General features: G+C 64.6%; 11 protein-coding genes. 4 read left to right on the top strand and 7 right to left on the bottom strand.

Annotation, left to right across the window (positions count from 1 at the left end):
- Positions 1-121: 121 nt before the first annotated feature.
- Positions 122-1,597 carry a hypothetical protein gene (locus tag ABD842_RS13380; protein ID WP_345114725.1) on the bottom strand — a complete coding sequence of 492 codons (1,476 nt, stop codon included), beginning with the start codon at positions 1,595-1,597 and terminating at the stop codon, positions 122-124.
- Positions 1,598-1,905: 308 nt separating this feature from the next.
- On the opposite strand from ABD842_RS13380, the gene ABD842_RS13385 reads away from it, so the two are divergent.
- Positions 1,906-2,997 carry a PAS domain-containing sensor histidine kinase gene (locus ABD842_RS13385; protein WP_345114728.1) on the top strand — a complete coding sequence of 364 codons (1,092 nt, stop codon included), beginning with the start codon at positions 1,906-1,908 and terminating at the stop codon, positions 2,995-2,997.
- Between the two features lie 6 nt (positions 2,998-3,003).
- On the opposite strand, the gene ABD842_RS13390 is transcribed toward ABD842_RS13385, so the two are convergent.
- The 6 genes from ABD842_RS13390 to ABD842_RS13415 form a co-directional block, all read right to left on the bottom strand.
- The gene (locus tag ABD842_RS13390) at positions 3,004-3,429 is read right to left on the bottom strand and encodes a response regulator (RefSeq protein ID WP_345114731.1); all 426 of its coding nucleotides are present in this window, start codon (positions 3,427-3,429) and stop codon (positions 3,004-3,006) included.
- 63 nt (positions 3,430-3,492) lie between these two features.
- Complete coding sequence (locus ABD842_RS13395) at positions 3,493-5,835, bottom strand: PAS domain-containing sensor histidine kinase (protein ID WP_345114733.1); 2,343 nt, start codon at positions 5,833-5,835, stop codon at positions 3,493-3,495.
- A 196-nt stretch (positions 5,836-6,031) separates the two neighbouring features.
- Positions 6,032-6,658 carry a response regulator gene (locus ABD842_RS13400; protein ID WP_345114735.1) on the bottom strand — a complete coding sequence of 209 codons (627 nt, stop codon included), beginning with the start codon at positions 6,656-6,658 and terminating at the stop codon, positions 6,032-6,034.
- A gap of 100 nt (positions 6,659-6,758) precedes the next feature.
- Positions 6,759-8,828: a tetratricopeptide repeat-containing sensor histidine kinase gene (locus ABD842_RS13405; RefSeq protein WP_345114738.1), complete on the bottom strand. Its 2,070-nt coding sequence runs from the start codon at positions 8,826-8,828 to the stop codon at positions 6,759-6,761.
- Positions 8,829-9,313: 485 nt separating this feature from the next.
- Positions 9,314-11,398 carry a T9SS type A sorting domain-containing protein gene (locus ABD842_RS13410; protein ID WP_345114740.1) on the bottom strand — a complete coding sequence of 695 codons (2,085 nt, stop codon included), beginning with the start codon at positions 11,396-11,398 and terminating at the stop codon, positions 9,314-9,316.
- 244 nt (positions 11,399-11,642) lie between these two features.
- Positions 11,643-13,574, bottom strand: a complete 1,932-nt coding sequence (locus ABD842_RS13415) for a DNA topoisomerase IV subunit B (RefSeq protein ID WP_345114743.1) — start codon at positions 13,572-13,574, stop codon at positions 11,643-11,645.
- 236 nt (positions 13,575-13,810) lie between these two features.
- On the opposite strand from ABD842_RS13415, the gene ABD842_RS13420 reads away from it, so the two are divergent.
- The 3 genes from ABD842_RS13420 to ABD842_RS13430 all read left to right on the top strand — a co-directional run bounded on the left by ABD842_RS13420 (position 13,811) and on the right by ABD842_RS13430 (position 16,320).
- Entirely contained in the window at positions 13,811-14,992 is a 1,182-nt protein-coding gene (locus ABD842_RS13420) for an AI-2E family transporter (RefSeq protein WP_345114746.1), read from the top strand.
- A 205-nt stretch (positions 14,993-15,197) separates the two neighbouring features.
- Positions 15,198-15,671, top strand: coding sequence for a ferritin-like domain-containing protein (locus tag ABD842_RS13425; RefSeq protein WP_345114748.1), 474 nt, complete (start codon positions 15,198-15,200; stop codon positions 15,669-15,671).
- Positions 15,672-15,840: 169 nt separating this feature from the next.
- Positions 15,841-16,320, top strand: coding sequence for a ferritin-like domain-containing protein (locus tag ABD842_RS13430; protein WP_345114750.1), 480 nt, complete (start codon positions 15,841-15,843; stop codon positions 16,318-16,320).
- Positions 16,321-16,493: the final 173 nt, after the last annotated feature.

Genomic DNA, 16,493 nt, shown 5'->3' on the forward strand with positions numbered 1-16,493 from the left:
CCTAATTATATTAGCCAATGGCAAGCCCGATTCAAATTTTACCTCACCTGAAAAGACGATAAAGAATGCACGATGTCAACTTTGCCACCCGCAAATATGCCAATCATATTAGCCAACCAAATCATCCGGCGGCGGCCACTCCAGCGCTTGGCCGCCGCTTTTTGAGCGGAGCCGGCTGCCCGGCCCGGGTAGCGGTCCGGGCGGCCGGCTCCCTGAACTCCAGCGTCGCGTACGTGCGGGCCGACTGCCAGCCGCACCCGAGCACGAAGATCAGGTAGGCCCCCACCAACGGCCCGGCAGGCCGCCTAGCGCTCGTCGCGGGCCAGCCAAAGCACACGGCGCCATACGCCAGCAGGTGCAGGGGCAGCAAAAACCGACACTCAACGACCAGCGGCAGAGCCGCCAAGCAGGGCAGCAGCAGCGTGCCGACCACCACTGCCGGCCGGCGGCCCAGCCCGGGCCGCCGGCCGCGCCAGACCAGGAGCAGCGCGGCAAACCAGAGGGTGTAGTTGGCCCAGGCCAGCAGCCGGCCGGGCCGCCACACCTGCGCCACGTAGGGCGTGGGGTGCTGCACATCGAGCCCATTGAACAGGTGCCGGGCGTAGATAGCGGCAAAAGCCGCCGGGTGGCGGCCGACCAGCGCCAGATACTGCCCGTAGGAAGTTAGCCGCGGCGGCCCGATTTTTTCCGTCGGCAGCTGCTCGGCGGCCAGCACCCGCTCGCCGCCCGGGTCAGCATACAGCACCAGGTCCCGGGGATATTCCTTGCCCAGCCGGCCTTCGGTTTTCTGGGTGGTAATGCCCCACCACAGCTGGGCCAGATACAGGTCTTTCACTCCCAGCCCGTCTATTTTGGCAATAACCAGGGGCGTGGGACGGTGGTACTGGCGCAGGTTGAGCAGCAGCTGGGGCCCCAAAATCAGGGCGGCACCCAGCCCGAACAGCCCCGTGGCGACGCCCCACCCGCCAGCCGGCCGACGCGGCAGGGCGGCCAGCAGCACCAGCCCGGGCAGGCAGATGCTGTACACGGGCCGGATGTTGGCGGCGGCAGCAAAGCACAGCCCCGCTCCTACCCAGCCCAGGCGCCCGGGGCCGCGCGCCAGCAGCAGCAGGCTGGCCAGCAGCAGCGTGAGCGCGGGAAAGTCGGACAGGGCGAAGTTGAAATGCCCCCGCCAGAACAGGAAGCCCAGCGCGGCAAACGCCACCCGCCGGACCGTCGGAACCCGGGGCTCCCCGCTCACGGCCTGGTACAGCGCCGGCCCCAGCCAGCCAAACAGCCCCGCCGCGCACCCGGCGCCCAGCAGCGCGGCCATGTACACGGGCCGGAGGCCGAGCAGGTGCGCCACGGCCTTGGGCCCGAACAGCAGCAGGGGAAACAGGTACCCGCGCGTCTCGCTGCGGTAGTGGAAAAGCGAGAAGTGCCCATCCTGGTAGAACAGGCCCGCCAGCCGCCAGTACTCCTCGGCGTCGTAGGGCATGTAGCCCTGAAAGCCCCAGCCCAGCAGGTAGCCGGCAAAAACCAGGAAAATAGCGGCCGGCAGCAGCAGGGGCCGACGGCGCAGGTTGGGGGAGGTCCACGCCTCGGGTTCTGATGGCATACTCGAAAGGCAACTCCGACGACCAGGGCCCGCCTTCGACAAGCCTGATTCGCGGGCGGCAGGCCAGCATTTTTTGGGGCGGCGGAGTGCGAGCAAAGGTAGAGAATTGAGGCGGGGCCAACCCACCGGCCTCACTGCCGGGGCCTTCTGCGGCTCCCGGCTCCAGCCCTTCGCTCCTTGCCAGCCAGCAGTACCAGCTCCCGCCGGGGACGCCAAATCAAAATACCCCGTTCGGTGTTGTCAACGGCCGGGAATCCCACCAGCCGCCCCTGCGACAACGAAATATTTCCGCACCAGTACTTCTCCTTATGTCCGACTATCTACCCTTGTTCCGCCCCCTTATTGAGAACAGCAACGTCATCTATTTTGCCTATGACCTGGCGGGCCGCCGCGTGGCCCACGTCAGTCAGCAGGCCTACGAGCAGCTCTTTGGCGACCCGGCCGCCCACGTCAACGACGACCTGCCGCACTGGCTCACCCGCCTTCACCCCGACGACTGGCACTACCTGCACCAGCGGGTAGAGCAGGCCGGGCCGGCGGAGCTGGTGCAGGATGTGGAGCTGCGCGTAACCCAGGCCGACGGCAGCCCCGGCTGGCTGTGCGCGACGGTGTACTGCACCCAGCCGGCGGGCGGACCGCAGTACCTGTGCGGCAGCCTGCGCGACATCAGCGCGGCCAAGGCTGCGACGCTCAACGCGCAGAAGTTCAATATCAAGAAAGACTCGACGCTCGAAATTCTGTCGCACGACCTGGCCGCGCCCCTCATTCTGGTGCAGCAGCTGGCCGACCTGCTCACCCACGAGGCCGACGGCCGGCTCACCGAGCGGATGCGGCACCTGCTGGGGCTAATGGAGCGCACCTGCCAGGACGGCATCAGTCTGATCCGGGACTTTGTTGACAATGAGTTTCTGGAATCGGCCAATGTGGACTACAAACCGGAGCGGGCCGACCTGGTGGCGTGGCTGCGGCTGCTGATGACGGAGTTTCAGAACTCGGAGTGGCATACGCACCTGCACTTCGACTTCGGGGCTCCCGAGCAGCCCCTGTACGTGTGCTTCGACATCAACAAGTTTCAGCAGGTCATCAACAACCTCGTCTCCAACGCCATTAAGTTCACCCCCGACGGGGGGCGCATCACGGTGGGAGTTGCGCGCCACGGCAATGCAGCCCGCATCAGCGTGGCCGATACCGGCGTGGGCATTCCCGCCCAGTACCAGGCCGAGCTGTTCGAAAAATTCACCCGGGCCCGGCGGCCGGGCCTGCGGGGCGAAAAAACCACCGGCCTGGGCATGTCGATCATCAAAACCATCATGGAGCTGCACCAGGGCCGCATCTGGTTCGACAGCGCCGAAGGCACGGGCACCACGTTTTACCTGGAGCTGCCCGCGCTGCCGGCGTAACGCCCGCTACGCTTCGGGCAGCGTGCGGCCGAAGTGCTGGCTCAGAATAGAATTGATCTTAGCCGCCGTGAGGGGCTTGTTGATAAAGCCATTGACCAGGTTGAGCTGCTGCACGCGGTCCACGTCGCGGGGGTGCAGCGAGGTGGTGAGCATCACAATGACAATGGCGCCCTGCTGGCCCAGCGGCAGCTGCTGGTAGGCTTCCAGAAACTGGATACCGTTCATACCGGGCATGTTCACGTCGAGCAGAATCAGGGCCGGGCACGCGGGCGTAGGCGGCACGCAGTGCTGCTGCAGCTGGCTGAGCGCCTGCTGCCCGTCCAGGGCCACGAGCAGCTGTTCGGCCACGCCCAGGCGGGTGAGCAGGCTCTGATTGAGAAAGTTGTTGGTCTGATCGTCGTCGACCAGCAGAATGCAGGGCAAAGGAGTCATGAAGCTAGCCATCGGGAGGGCTAACCAGGTCGTCAGCCGCGCACAGGCGCAGGTATACGGCGCTTAGCGGGGAAAGTATACGGTAAAAGTGGACCCTACCCCCGGCTGACTGGTCACCAGCACTTTACCGCCGGCATTTTCCACGCTCCGCTGCACCATGTACAGGCCCAGGCCGGAACCTTCGACGTGGCTGTGCAGGCGGCGGAACATGGCGAAAAGCTGGGGCAGCTGGTCGGGCTCCAGGCCCAGGCCATTGTCTTCCACGCTCAGCACCGCGCGGCCCGGCTCCTGCCGGCAGCGGATGCGCACGTGGGGAGTCCGGTCGGGGTGGCGATACTTGAGGGCGTTGCTGAGCAGGTTAAAAAGCACGGAGCGCAGGTTTTTGGCCGAAAACAGCACGTTGGGGCAGTCGGCAACGTCGAGGTCGAGCTGCGCCCCGGTTTCGCGCAGCAGCGGCAGCAGGTCCTGCTGCACATCGTCGAGCACGGGCTGCAAAGCCACATCGGTGGTGGGCTGGCCGTGCTCCTTCTGCAGCTTGGTCACGTCGCTGAGCTGGTTGATGGTGCGCTGGAAGCGGGCTACCGACTCGTGCATCATCCCCAGCACGGGCGACACGGCGGCCGGCTCCGGGCCGGCCGCGGCCAGCTCGTGCTGCAACACGTGCAGCAGCCCCTCGATGTTGGTGATGGGCGCCTTCAGGTCGTGGGAGGCCGTGTAAATGAAGTTGTCCAGATCCACGTTGCTGCGGGTCAGCTGCTGGTTGGTGGTTTGCAGCTCGGCGTTCAGGCCCTGGGCGTCGTCGCGGGCGTTGCGCAGCTTGCGGGTCAGGCGCTGCAGGGCCTGCTCGGCCAGCTTCTGCTCGTGGATGTCGATGACCGTTCCCACGATGCCGGCGAAGCTGCCATCGGGGGCGAAGCGCGGCAGGCCGCTGTCGGTAGCCCAGCGGTAGACGCCATCCCGGCGGCGCAGGCGGTACAGGCAGTGAAACGGCAGCTGGCGGGCATTGGCATCGAGGAAGCTCTGGCTGGCGCTGGCCGCGTCGTCGGGGTGCAGGGCATTCACCCAGCCCAGCCCCAGGGCCTCCTGCTCCGACTGGCCGGTAAAGGCGTACCACTGCTCATTGAGGTAGGTGCAGTAGCCGTCGGGGTCGGTCACCCAGATCATGGCCGGGACGCTGTCGGCCATCTGGCGAAAGTTCTGCTCGCTGAGCTCCACCAGCTGGCGGGCCCGCACCTGCTCGGTCACGTCCTGGGCGAAGCCCAGGATACCGTCTATGAGGCCCCGGGTATCGTAGCGGGCCTGCACGGTAAAGTTCCAGTAGATTTCCTCCGGCGGGGCGCCCTCGTAGCGGGCCAGCAGCAGGGGCAGCTCCTGAACCACCCGGGTGGCGCCGGTCAGGTACACCTCCCGCAGCAGCGCGGGAACAAGGGTACCCGCCAACTCGGGCAGGGCCTGTAGCAGCGGCCGGCCGAGCAGCTTCCGGCCGGGAAAAATCTGCTGGTACGCCGGATTGACCAGCTGGTACACCAGCTCCGGGCCGTCGAGGATGACGATGGGTACCGGGGCCTGCATAAACAGCGTGTGCAGCAGCTGGCGCTGGCGGTCGGCCTCCTGGCGGGCCTCCACCTGCTCGGTCACGTCGAAGGCAAAGGTGGAAATACCCACAATCCCGCCGTTTTCGCGGTAGGCCTGGTAGGTGAAGGTAAAGAACTGTTCCTGCGGGGGCCGGCCGGCGGGCTGCGCCAGCAGCAGCGGCTGCTCGTGCCCAAAGTACGTGGTGCCGGTGCGGTACACCTCGTCGAGCAGGGCCACGAAGCCGGCGTCCACAGTTTCGGGCAGGGCCTCAGCCGCCGTCAGCCCCAGCAGCGGCCGGCCGGGAAACAGGGCCTGGTAGGTGGCGTTGCAGTACTCGTACCGGTGCTCGGGGCCGCGCTGAATGCACATTGCCGCCGGCGTATGCTCAAAGATCTGGTAGCACGCGTCGCGCTGCCGGGTCTGGCTTTCGCGCAGGGCCAGCTCGACGGCGGGCCGGTCGTGGTCGGCCGTATCGGTAAAGCTGACGACCAGCAGCGCGCCGCTGCGCTGGGCGGCCAGGTGGAAGAAGTTGTCCAGCCCGTCGTGCTGGTAGTTCACGTCGAAGCGGCCCGGCTCGCCGGAGCGAAACGCGTCGCGGTAAAAGGCGAAGATGCCGGCCTCCCGGGCGTGAGGATAAAGCGTCAGAAACGTGGCGGCCGGCTGCTCGGGCAGCTGCAGCATGCGCTGGGCGGCGGGGTTGAGCTGCTCATAGGCCAGATCCGTGATTTCGGTTCCCTCATACACGGGCCGAAACAGGATAACGCCGGTCAGTGAGATGCTGAGCAGCGTTTGGGCTAAGTCGGGGGACAGGGGCGCGGCGGGCGTAGACATGGGGCTAAATTACGACCCGCAAGATACAATCCCGGCCGTGGGGACTGGCGTCAGAACCGCGGGAGCAGAAAGTTTTTGGAGCGGGCCGGCGGTGCGGAGGCGGTTAAAGCCAAAACGGCAGCCTAGGGCCGTGGCCCCGCTGTCGGCCGTAGGTTGCCTCTCTGCGGCGGGGCCGGCAGCCTACCCGGGCCAACGGCTAGCGGACCTGGTGGCGGTGGCGGCCCAGCAGCTCGGATTTGGAGTTGATCTGCAGCTTGTCGTACACGGTGCGGATGTGGGCGCGCACGGTATTAATGCTGATGCCCAGACGGTCGGCCACCAGCTTGTAGCTCAGCCCCTGCTCCAGGGCCTCCACCAGCTGCCGTTCCCGGGCCGTGAGGGTCGCCTGGGGAGTGGCGGGCCGAAAGTAGCGCATCACGTGGCGGGCCACGGCCGGCGACATCGGCGAGCCCCCGGCCAGCACGTCGAGCAGGGCCTGCTTGATTTCGGGCAGCGGCGTGCTTTTCACCAGGTAGCCCACGGCCCCCGCGCACATGGCCTTGAAAATCCGCTCCGCATCCTGATAAACGGTGATGAGCACCACCTCCGCCGCGGGGGCCAGCTCGTGCAGCCGGGCAATACCGCCGATGCCCGACACGCCGGGCAGGCCAATATCGGACAGCACCAGCCGGGGCCGCGGGGCGCCGGCGGCCAGCGCGGCCAGCAGCTCCTCCACCGACTCGGCCACTACCACGCACTCAAACTCCGGCTGGGCGCACAGGTACGTGTGCAGTACCTCCCGGATGGCAGGCTGGTCTTCGACAATGGCCAGGGGGATTTTCATACGCGTAAAAGTAGTCCTGGCAACGATACCACGGTATCGCATGATGATGCGGGGCCATGAAGCGCGGCCGACCGTGAAGAGGGGCCCGCCTACCGTCTTTTCACTCCCCGCTTCTTGCCCCGGCGGGCAGGGGCACCAGCACCCGCAGGCGGAAGCCCGCCGGCCCCGAGCCGGCCGTGGCCTCCCCCCCGACGGCCGCTGCCCGCTGCCCGATGTTGCGCAGTCCGTGGCCCGTGCGCCGCTGGTGCGGGCCGGCGTCCAGCGCGGGGGGCACCAGCGGCGGGGGGCCGTCGTCGGCAATGCTGAGCACCAGCTGGCTGCTCTCGGTCAGGTGCAGGCCTACGGTGACGCGCGTGGCCTGCCGGGCGTGCTTGAGAATGTTGTGCAGGGCTTCCTTGTAAATCAGGTAGAGGTTGCGGCGCAGCAGCACGGGCAGGCGCAAGCTGGGCATCCGGACCGAGACGTCAAACACCAGCTCCAGCCCGGCCGGACCGAGCACCTCGTGGGCGTAGTCGCGCATCCGGTCGAGCAGGTCGGGCAGGTGGTCATTGTGGGCATCCAAGCTCCAGACCACGTCGTTGAGCTGGCGTACGGCCGAGCGGCTGGCTTCGGAAATCTGGCTGAGCTGCTCCCGCTGGGCAGCGGGGTCGGCCAGGCCTTCCTGCAGCAGGCCACTCTGCAGCGAAATCTGCGAAAGCAGCGTGCCCACGTCGTCGTGCAGGTCGGCGGCCAGGCGGGTGCGCAGGTCCGTTTCGCGGCGGCGCTGCCGCTGGCGGTAGCGCCACAGCCCCACGCCGCCGCCGAGCAGGGTCAGCAAGGCCACTGCCGCCGAGATGGCCAGCCGCCGCTGCTCCCGCAGCCGATCGAGCTCCTGCTGCTGGGTGAGCAGGCGAATCTGCGCCTGCTGCTGCCGCAGCTCCTGATTGAACTGCAGGGCGGCGGTGCGGCGGGTTACCTCGGCCCCGGTCAGGCTGTCGTTGTAGGCCGTCACCCGCTGCTGGGCCTGGTAGGCCAGGTGGAAGTTGCCGCGACGGGCGTAGGCGGCGGCCAGCACCTGGCTGGCATCGCGCAGGCCCTCCTGGAAGCGCATGAGCCGGCTGGCCTGCCAGCCGCGCTGCCCGTACCAGATGGCGCTGTCGGGCCGGCCGCGGCCCAGGGAGGCCCGGGCCAGCACTACCTGCGCCCGCGGAATCAGGGGCAGCAGGCTGGCCGTCTGGGCCTGGTGCAGCACGCCGTAGCCCAGGCGCAGGGCCGCTTCATAGTTGCCCTGCTGCTCGTTTACCTCGGCCAGGTTCAGCTCCGTGGCCAGTATGTCGGGCAGGTCATTGAGGCGGCGGCTTATCACCAGGCTGCCCTCAAAGTAGCGGCGGGCCGCTGCCCACTGCCGCTGGCGGCGGCTCAGCTCGCCCAGCTCGTTCAGAATCAGGTTGAGGCGGTCGGGGTAGTCGAACTCGCGGGCCACTGCCAGGGCCGCCCGCAGCAGCTCGCGGGCTTTGCCGAACTCACCCATGCGGGTGTAGATGCTGGCCGCCTGGATGCGCAGGGTGGTATGAAAGCGCCGCTCATTGCCGGTCGAGCCCAGCGCCATGGCCTGGTAGCAGTAGCCCAGGGCCTGGGCGTAGCGGCCCCGCTGGTCGGCAATGATGGCCAGGCGGTTCAGGCAGCGCATCACGCCCCCCACGTCGCGCAGGCGGCGGAACTCGGCCCGGGACTGCTGCAGGCGGGCAATGGCGGCGGGGTACTCGGCCAGGGAAATATGGTAGTCGGCCAGGTCCAGCAGGGTTTCGGCCACCAGGTCGCGGTGGCGCACCCGGCGGGCCAGGGCCAGGGCCTCCCGGCAAATGGGCCCGGAAGCGCGCACGTCGTACGTTCCTACCGCGTCGGAAAGCCAGGTGAGCAGAATAACCCGGGTGCTGTCGGGTTGCGGGTGCGCCCGCAGCAGGGCCCGGATGCTGTCGATGCCCCGCCGCTGGTTTTGCCGGAACCGGTCGCGCAGCTGCTGCTCCCGGGTGCTTAGCCGCTGCAGACTGTCGGGCGCCGCTACGGACCCAGCCGGCAGGGCCGCGGGTACTGCCTGAGCCGCCGAGCCGGCCCCCACCAGTGCTAATGCTAAAACCAGCGCCAAGCCAGCCGGCCACCAGCGCAAAAACCGAAAAAACATCAACTGCATAAGTACCCGGAAGCGGAGGCGTGGGAAAGAGGGCTGCTGAGCGGGCTTGTGGCGAGGCCCAGCGGTTCGGGATACTATGGAAAAAGTAAATATAAGCTGGTTTTTGGATCAAACCCAACTGCGTACCCCAACCGCTAACTGCTCCTTTTAGCCTGCTCCAAGGTCGGGAGGCTCACGTCCTACGCTTGAGCTGCTAGTGGCGAGGTTAGGGGAGGCACATGATACCGGCCCCGAGGACGGCCAACGCCTGATACCTGGGTGAGCGGGCGGGCCAAATACGCCGGAGCAAGTTCCCGACCGGGAGTGCGACCAGCAGCGCGCCGGCGCCGGACGCAATGCTTGCCTGAGCGCCGGGCTGGCCCGCAAAGCGCCCCTGCAGCCCGCCTTCCCAAGCTAGCCTTACACTTGGTTGCTACCCAAAACGCCCCACCCGGCTCGAAGCCAGGTGGGGCATTTTGGGTAGTATACCCGGCTAGAAAAGCGTTTTAATGCCTGACCTGAATAGAGCGCCGCACCACGGAAGCAGGCGTTTTGAGGACCAGAATGTAGATACCTTCGGGCAAGGCTTCCGTGCTTATGGGGGTGGCGGGGCCCGCCAGGGTACCTTCCCGCACCTGACGGCCATAGGTGTCGTACAGGCGGTAGGTGGTCGGGGCCGGATGGGCATCGGCGGCGCGGCTGGCCGGCACGTACTGCACGGAGAAGCTCTGGTTGCTGGGGTTGGGAAACACCTCCAGCGTGGCGGCAGCGGTGGGGGTGTCCGGATCCGGCGTGGGAGCTTTGGGGCAGATGATGCAGGTTTCGTCGGGAGCCCGGTAGCGGGTGGCAAACGCGCGGTCGGTGGTGGTAGTGCCGCAGTCACTGGCTACGCTCACCTCCACCCGCACAAAGTCGAAGTACTGCGATGATGCCCCCAGGCCCGCATTGCCCCCGTCGGCCTGTAGCTGAAAATTGGGGTTGTCGTGGGTCCAGCTGTACACCAGGTTGCCTTGCAGGTCGGCCCGGCGCGTCGTGGCCACAATGCCCAGGGTGGTATACGGCTCCATATCCTGGTAGGAGTTGTAATTGCCGTACGACTCCTCCTGGGTCTGAATCGAGACAATGGGGGCCCCTTTCCACAGGTCCTGCTTGATGGTCACATTCTGGGACGAGCAGGCGTAGTTGCTCACGTAGGACGCCGATACGCGCACTTCCCCGTTGTAGGCATCCGCGGTAGGCGTCACGCGGTAGATTTGTCCCGAGCCCTGGTTGATAACCGTCCCGGTGGCCGCCGTGCTGGGCGAAATAGACCACGTAACCGGCGTAGTGGCCGGAATCGTCAGAGCCATATCCCGGGAAGCACCATTGGCGCAGACCAGGTAGGCATTGCTGGTGCTGGCAATGTGCGTGTTGCGCAAGTCCTCGATGATACCCGCATTGAAGGCAAACCACTGAAACAGCGTGGCCACGGCCCGGATAGAATAGTTGAAGGTCTCGTTGGCAATAACCTGGTGGTTGATGTCGGAGGGCGGGCTGCCCAGGGCGGCATAGCGGGCGTTCAGGTAGGCGTTGGTGCCGTTCCAGAGGTTCCGGTTGCCGCTCTCGTAGCTTTGATTGTTGGGCACCGGACCTCTGGGGTCAAACTTCTGGCTGGTAGTTACACCGCTGGGAAAGAAGTCGGCCAGCTGGTTGGTGGTATAAAACAGGTAGCGCATCTTAGCCATGTCGGCCCCCTCGCAGTAAATCTGGTCGATGAGGCCCCCGGTCTGGGCCGCCGTGGCGGCCGTCCACTGCTCGGCGCGGTAGGTGCCGCCGGGGTCGTCTTCACAACTGCTCCGGCTGTTATTCGACCAGTACACGTTGCCCATGTTATTCTCGTAGAAGTCGGGCAGGCTTAGCGGGCAGGGGTGCAGGTGCGAGTGGGCATGGGCCGGCACGCTCATGTCGCCCAGCAGGTGGGCCACCCGCCCCAGAATATTGAGCGCCACGGGCTTGGAGAAAGTGGGGTCGAAGCGGGGCTGGTGGTAGTAGTGGACCCGGTTGCTGCCGTCGAGGTCCGTGGTAGCCTCCAGAAAGTAGTTCCCCTTATAAAACTCGGGCAGCGAGGTATAGGTGATGAGGTAGTTCTTGTACGAGTAGCCGTTGTAGAAGGGAATGGTGATGTCATGGGCCCCGTTGTGGTCCTGGCTAAACAGGTACACCCGGGCTTTTTCCCAGGCGTTGGGGGCCTTGGACGTGTAGCCGATGTTCAGGGGGGCCGATTCGTAGTTGTCGCCGTAGTCGGCCTTCCAGAAGTGGGTGATGGACGGGGTGAAGCCGCCCTGCCCCAGGTCGTAGTGGTATACGATGTCCTCCATATCCTCGCGCCAGGCGCCAATGGCAATCTGCGGGTAGCTCGGGTTAAACGGGTTGCTGTTGTCGCCGGACCCGTGGAAGTTCACCGAGTTCCGGAACAAGGGAATGGGCCCGACACTGTTTTCCAGGAATTTGTAGGCTTCCTTGACCATGTGCTGATGCACCCACTCCTTGTGGGCATACAGAGGGTTGGTAGCGCCCAGGGCCACCAACAGGGCGAGAAGTAGTTTTTTCATAAGCGAAGCGGAAATGAGTGAAGCCAGAAGACGCCGGCAACTACGCCCCCAGCCCTTTCCCGTCCCAAAACATTACACCAATACCCGGTAGGCCACGACCAAAGCCCGCTTCAGAAGCTCGCCGTGTCGGGTGGGCGGCCTGCCCCCAGGCTGCGGCCCGATTAAATAAAAACGCCCCGCCTGGCGCTGGGCCAGGGGGGCATTTTACTTGTCGGAACGAGGTTGAGCCGCGCAGGCGGCGGAATTAGGCAAACGCCATGTCTTCCTCGGCTACTTCGCTCACGGGCAGCACGTCGGAGGTGACGAGGTCTTTTTCCTGGCGCAGGTTGTCGATGATGAATTCCTGGCGGGCGGGCGTGTTCTTGCCCATGTAGTACGTGAGCACCTGCTGGATGCTGCGGTCGGACTGCAGGATGACGGGCTCAAGCTTGATGTTGTCGCCGATGAACTTGCCGAACTCATCGGGGCTGATTTCGCCCAGGCCCTTGAAGCGCGTGATTTCGGGGTTGCGGCCCAGCTGGCGCATGGCGGCCTGCTTTTCCGGCTCGTTGTAGCAGTAGATGGTCGTTTTCTTGTTGCGCACCCGGAACAGCGGGGTTTCGAGGATAAACACGTGCCCGTTGCGGACCAGGTCGGGGAAGAACTGCAGAAAGAAAGTCAGCAGCAGCAGGCGGATGTGCATGCCGTCCACGTCGGCGTCGGTGGCAATGACCACGCGGTTGTAGCGCAGGCCCTCGATGCCCTCCTCGATGTTGAGCGCGTGCTGAAGCAGGTTGAGCTCCTCGTTCTCGTACACGATTTTCTTCTTCAGCCCGAAGCAGTTCAGGGGCTTGCCGCGCAGGCTGAAGACGGCCTCCGTCTCCACGTTGCGGCTCTTGGTGATGGAGCCCGAGGCCGAGTCGCCCTCGGTGATGAAGAGCGTGGTCAGGGCTTCGGCCTCCTGCTTGCCCTCGCCGAGGTGGAAGCGGCAGTCGCGGAGCTTGCGGTTGTGCAGGTTGGCTTTTTTGGCGCGCTGGTTGGCCAGCTTTTTCACGCCGGCCATGTCCTTGCGCTCCCGCTCGTTCTGCTCAATGCGCTTTTTGAGGGCCTCCGCTACCGCCGGGTTCTGGTGCAGGTAGTTGTCCAGATGCTCCTTGACGAAGTCCAGGATGAAGCCGCGCACCGTGGGGCCGTCCTCGCCCATGTTGAGGGAGCCGAGCTTGGTCTTGGTCTGGCTTTCGAATACGGGTTCCTGCACGCGCACCGAAATAGCGGCGATGATGGAGCCGCGAATGTCGGCCGCGTCGTATTCCTTGGTCTTGTTGGTCTTGCTGTAGAACTCGCGCACGGTCTTGACCACGGCCTCCCGGAAGGCGGCCAGGTGGGTGCCGCCCTGGGTGGTGTACTGCCCGTTGACGAACGAGTAGTATTCCTCGCCGTAGTCGTTGCCGTGGGTCATGGCCAGCTCAATGTCGGGGGCCTTGAGGTGGATGATGGGGTAGCGGATGCTCTCGGCATCGGCCTTGCGGCTGAGCAGATCGAGCAGGCCGTTTTCGGAGTAGTACTTCTGCCCGTTGAAGTTGATGGTCAGCCCCGCGTTGAGGTAGACGTAGTTCCAGATCTGGTTTTCGAGGTACTCCGGGATGAAGCGATAGTTCTTGAAAATCGTCTCGTCGGGCTGAAACACCATCAGCGTGCCGTTGCGCTGGGAGCTTTTCACCGGCTTGGGGTCCTGCACGAGCTGGCCCTGGGTGAACTCGGCGGACTTCATCACGCCCTCGCGCACGCTCTGCACCAGAAAGTAGTTGCTGAGCGCATTCACGGCCTTGGTGCCCACGCCGTTCAGGCCCACCGACTTCTGGAACACCTTGGAGTCGTACTTGCCGCCGGTATTGATTTTGCTGACCACGTCTACCACCTTGCCCAGCGGAATGCCGCGGCCGTAGTCGCGCACCTGCACGCGCTGGTCCGAGATTTTGATGTCGATGGTGCGGCCGTAGCCCATCACGTGCTCGTCGATGGAGTTGTCGATGACCTCCTTGACCAGCACGTAGATGCCATCGTCGTAGGCCGAGCCGTCGCCGAGCTTGCCGATGTACATGCCCGGCCGCAGGCGGATGTGCTCCCGCCAGTCGAGCGAGCGGATGGAGTCTTCGGTATAGGCGTGGGGTGCGGCGGGGAGTTCTTGTTCGGACATGGAAACCGGAATCTTAATTTGAGGTAAAATAACGCAGAAAATTGGCCATTTCCCGTACTGGGCCGTAAGGCGAAGCACGGGCCGGCCGGCCACGCGCCGCCGGCCCGGCACCAACCGCTTTGGCGAATCATATTAGCATAGCCCCGCCCCAAAAAGCGGGGCTCACTGCTCTCCGTCAAATATACCTCGTTTTCCCCACTTCCCCACCTCTCCTAGATTCCTAATTTTTTTAGCCAATGCTCCCCAGACCTAACGCCCTTAACGTTCCGCACCATCCCAGTCCGCCCGCCCAGGTGAAGCAGTCGCCGGTAATTCACTACACCTTCCTGCTGGTTGGCTTGTCGTTGCTGGTATTTGTGCTCCACAAGCTGGACAGCATCCTGCTGCCGCTGCTGTTCTCCATCCTGTTTGCCCTGCTGCTGCTGCCCCTGTGCCGGTGGTTTGAGCGGCGCGGGCTGGGCCGGGTGGGGGCCATCATCCTGTGTCTGCTGCTGCTCACGCTGCTGTTTGCGGGCATCGTGGTCGGGTTCGGCTCGCAGCTGGGCCAGTTCAAGAACGAATTGCCCAAGCTCCAGGATAAGCTGCTGCAATTCTTCCACGACGGGCAGGAGTGGGCGGCCCGCCGCTTCGGCATCGAGCCCATGAGCGAGAAGGAGCTGAAGGACTCAACCTTGAGCTCCCTGAAAAAATCGGGTGGCGGCTACCTGGGCACCACTCTGAACATGACCTCGGCCGTCATCAGCAACCTGATTCAGGTCCCGATCTACATCTTCTGTCTGCTGCTCTACCGCGACCATCTGCGGCAGTTCATGTTCCGCTTTGTGAGCCCCGACAAGCGCACCAGCGTGCTACACACCGTCGACAACATCCAGACCGTGGTGCAGGCCTACATTTCGGGTTTGCTGAAAGTGATTCTGATTGTGGCCGTGCTCAATGCCGTGGGGCTGCTGGCGCTGGGCGTCAAATTCGCCATCTTCTTTGCCATTTTTGCCTCGGTGCTGGCCGTGATTCCCTACATCGGCATCATGATCGGGGCCCTGCTGCCGGCTATTATCACGCTGGTCGAAACCGGCTCCCCGCTACGGGCGGCGGGCGTCATCGGGGTGTTTATGTTCGTCCAGTTTCTGGAGGGCAACTTCATTACGCCCATGATTACCGGCTCGCAGGTGAGTATCAACCCGATGGCCGCCATCCTGGCCCTGGTGCTGGGCGCCGAGCTGTGGGGTACGCCGGGCATGATTCTGAGCATTCCGCTGGTAGCCGTGCTCAAGGTGGTGATGGACGCCAGCAAGTCGACCGAGCCCTGGGGCTTCCTGCTCGGCGACACGGCCGAGGGCGAAGACTCCACCAAGAAGCCCGAAACCCGCACGCCCGGCTTCATGCACCGACTGTGGCTGCGGGCCCTGGGCAAGGCCTAGGAGCCGTTTTGGCCTGAGCTTACCTTCATCTATACAGCCTCGCCGATTCGCTCGGCGAGGCTTTTTGCTGGGCGACGGGGGCAGAGAAGCCCTAATTTTTAACCTTTTAAAGCTAACCCCGCGCCGCCCCGGCCAGTATAAGAAACCGGCTGCTCCGGTAGCCAACCTGTTTCCTTACCTGACCTTCCACTTAACCCTTCTTTCCATGGCTGCCATTACCGATAACACTGCCCGCGCTTTCAACGACCTGGTCGAAATCAACAAAACGGCCGTCAAAGGCTACCAGGAAGCGGCCGAAGGCGTCAGCAACCCCCAGCTTAAATCCGAGCTGAGCCATTTCAGCCAGCAGCGTGCCCAGTTCGCCTCCGAGCTGGAGCAGCAGGCCCAGCAGATGGGCGTAAACACGCGCGCTGAAGGCACCATCGAAGGCGCCGTGATGGATGCCGCCGCCACCGTGCACCGGGGCTGGATCAATATCAAATCGGCCATTACGGGCCAGGATGACAATGCCATTCTGGGCGAGTGCGAAACGGGTGACGCCGCCGCCCTGCAGACCTACGAAACGGCTTTGAAGGCCGAAGGCCTGCCCGCCGAAGCCCAGGCGTTGGTGCAGAAGCAGCACGCCGAGATTCTGGCGGCCAAAAACAAAGTCACCTCCCTGAAAGGCCAGGTGCGCTAGTACCCCCCTTGGATTCCCTGGTAAAAGGCGTCCTGCTGCTGGCAGGACGCCTTTTTGTTTGTAGTGGCACGCCGAAACGGAGGCAGGACGGCAACTTTGGCCGGTGGTTGCAGTACCAAAGCTATTGGCTACCTTCCGTCCCTACTCCTCTCTCCTACCCTGCTGCATCATGGCTCTCATTACCGGCGAAACTGCCCGCATCTACAACGACCTGGTCGTCATCAACAAAGCGGCCATCAAGGGCTATCTGGAGGCAGCTGAAGCCGTCAGCAACCCGGACCTGAAAGCGGAGCTGCTGCGCTACAGCGAGCAGCGCACCCGCTTTGCCGAAGAGCTGGAGGCGCAGGCCATTGCCTTCGGGGTGGAGCCGCCCAGCGAGGAAAGCACCGTGGAAGGCGCCGTAACCGACGCCGTAGCGGCCATGCACCGGGGCTGGATCAACCTGAAGTCCTCCATCATCGACCGGGAAGACAAAGTTATTCTCAGCGAGTGCGAAAACGGCGACGCGGCGGCTTTGATGAGCTACGAGCTGGCTTTGCAGTCGGAAGACCTGGTGCCGGCGGCGCTGGCGCTGCTACGCCAGCAGCAGGGCGAAATTCAACTGATCAAGAACAAGTTCGCCGCCCGCCGCAGCCAGCCGGGACAGTAAACGGCCGTCGGGCCGGGCGTCATTCCTTGCCCCGGCCGACGGCTGAAACGTAAACGCGCCCTGTTTTCACTACCGGGCCCCGACGTGCGCGCAGCCTCGGGGCCTGGTGGTGAAAAGGCGGTGGGCCCGGTTCAGCAGCCGGTCGGGGCGGTGACCTCTACCCCCGCTCTGCC

The organism is Hymenobacter algoricola (assembly GCF_039539525.1).
In the GTDB taxonomy this organism is placed as follows: domain Bacteria; phylum Bacteroidota; class Bacteroidia; order Cytophagales; family Hymenobacteraceae; genus Hymenobacter; species Hymenobacter algoricola.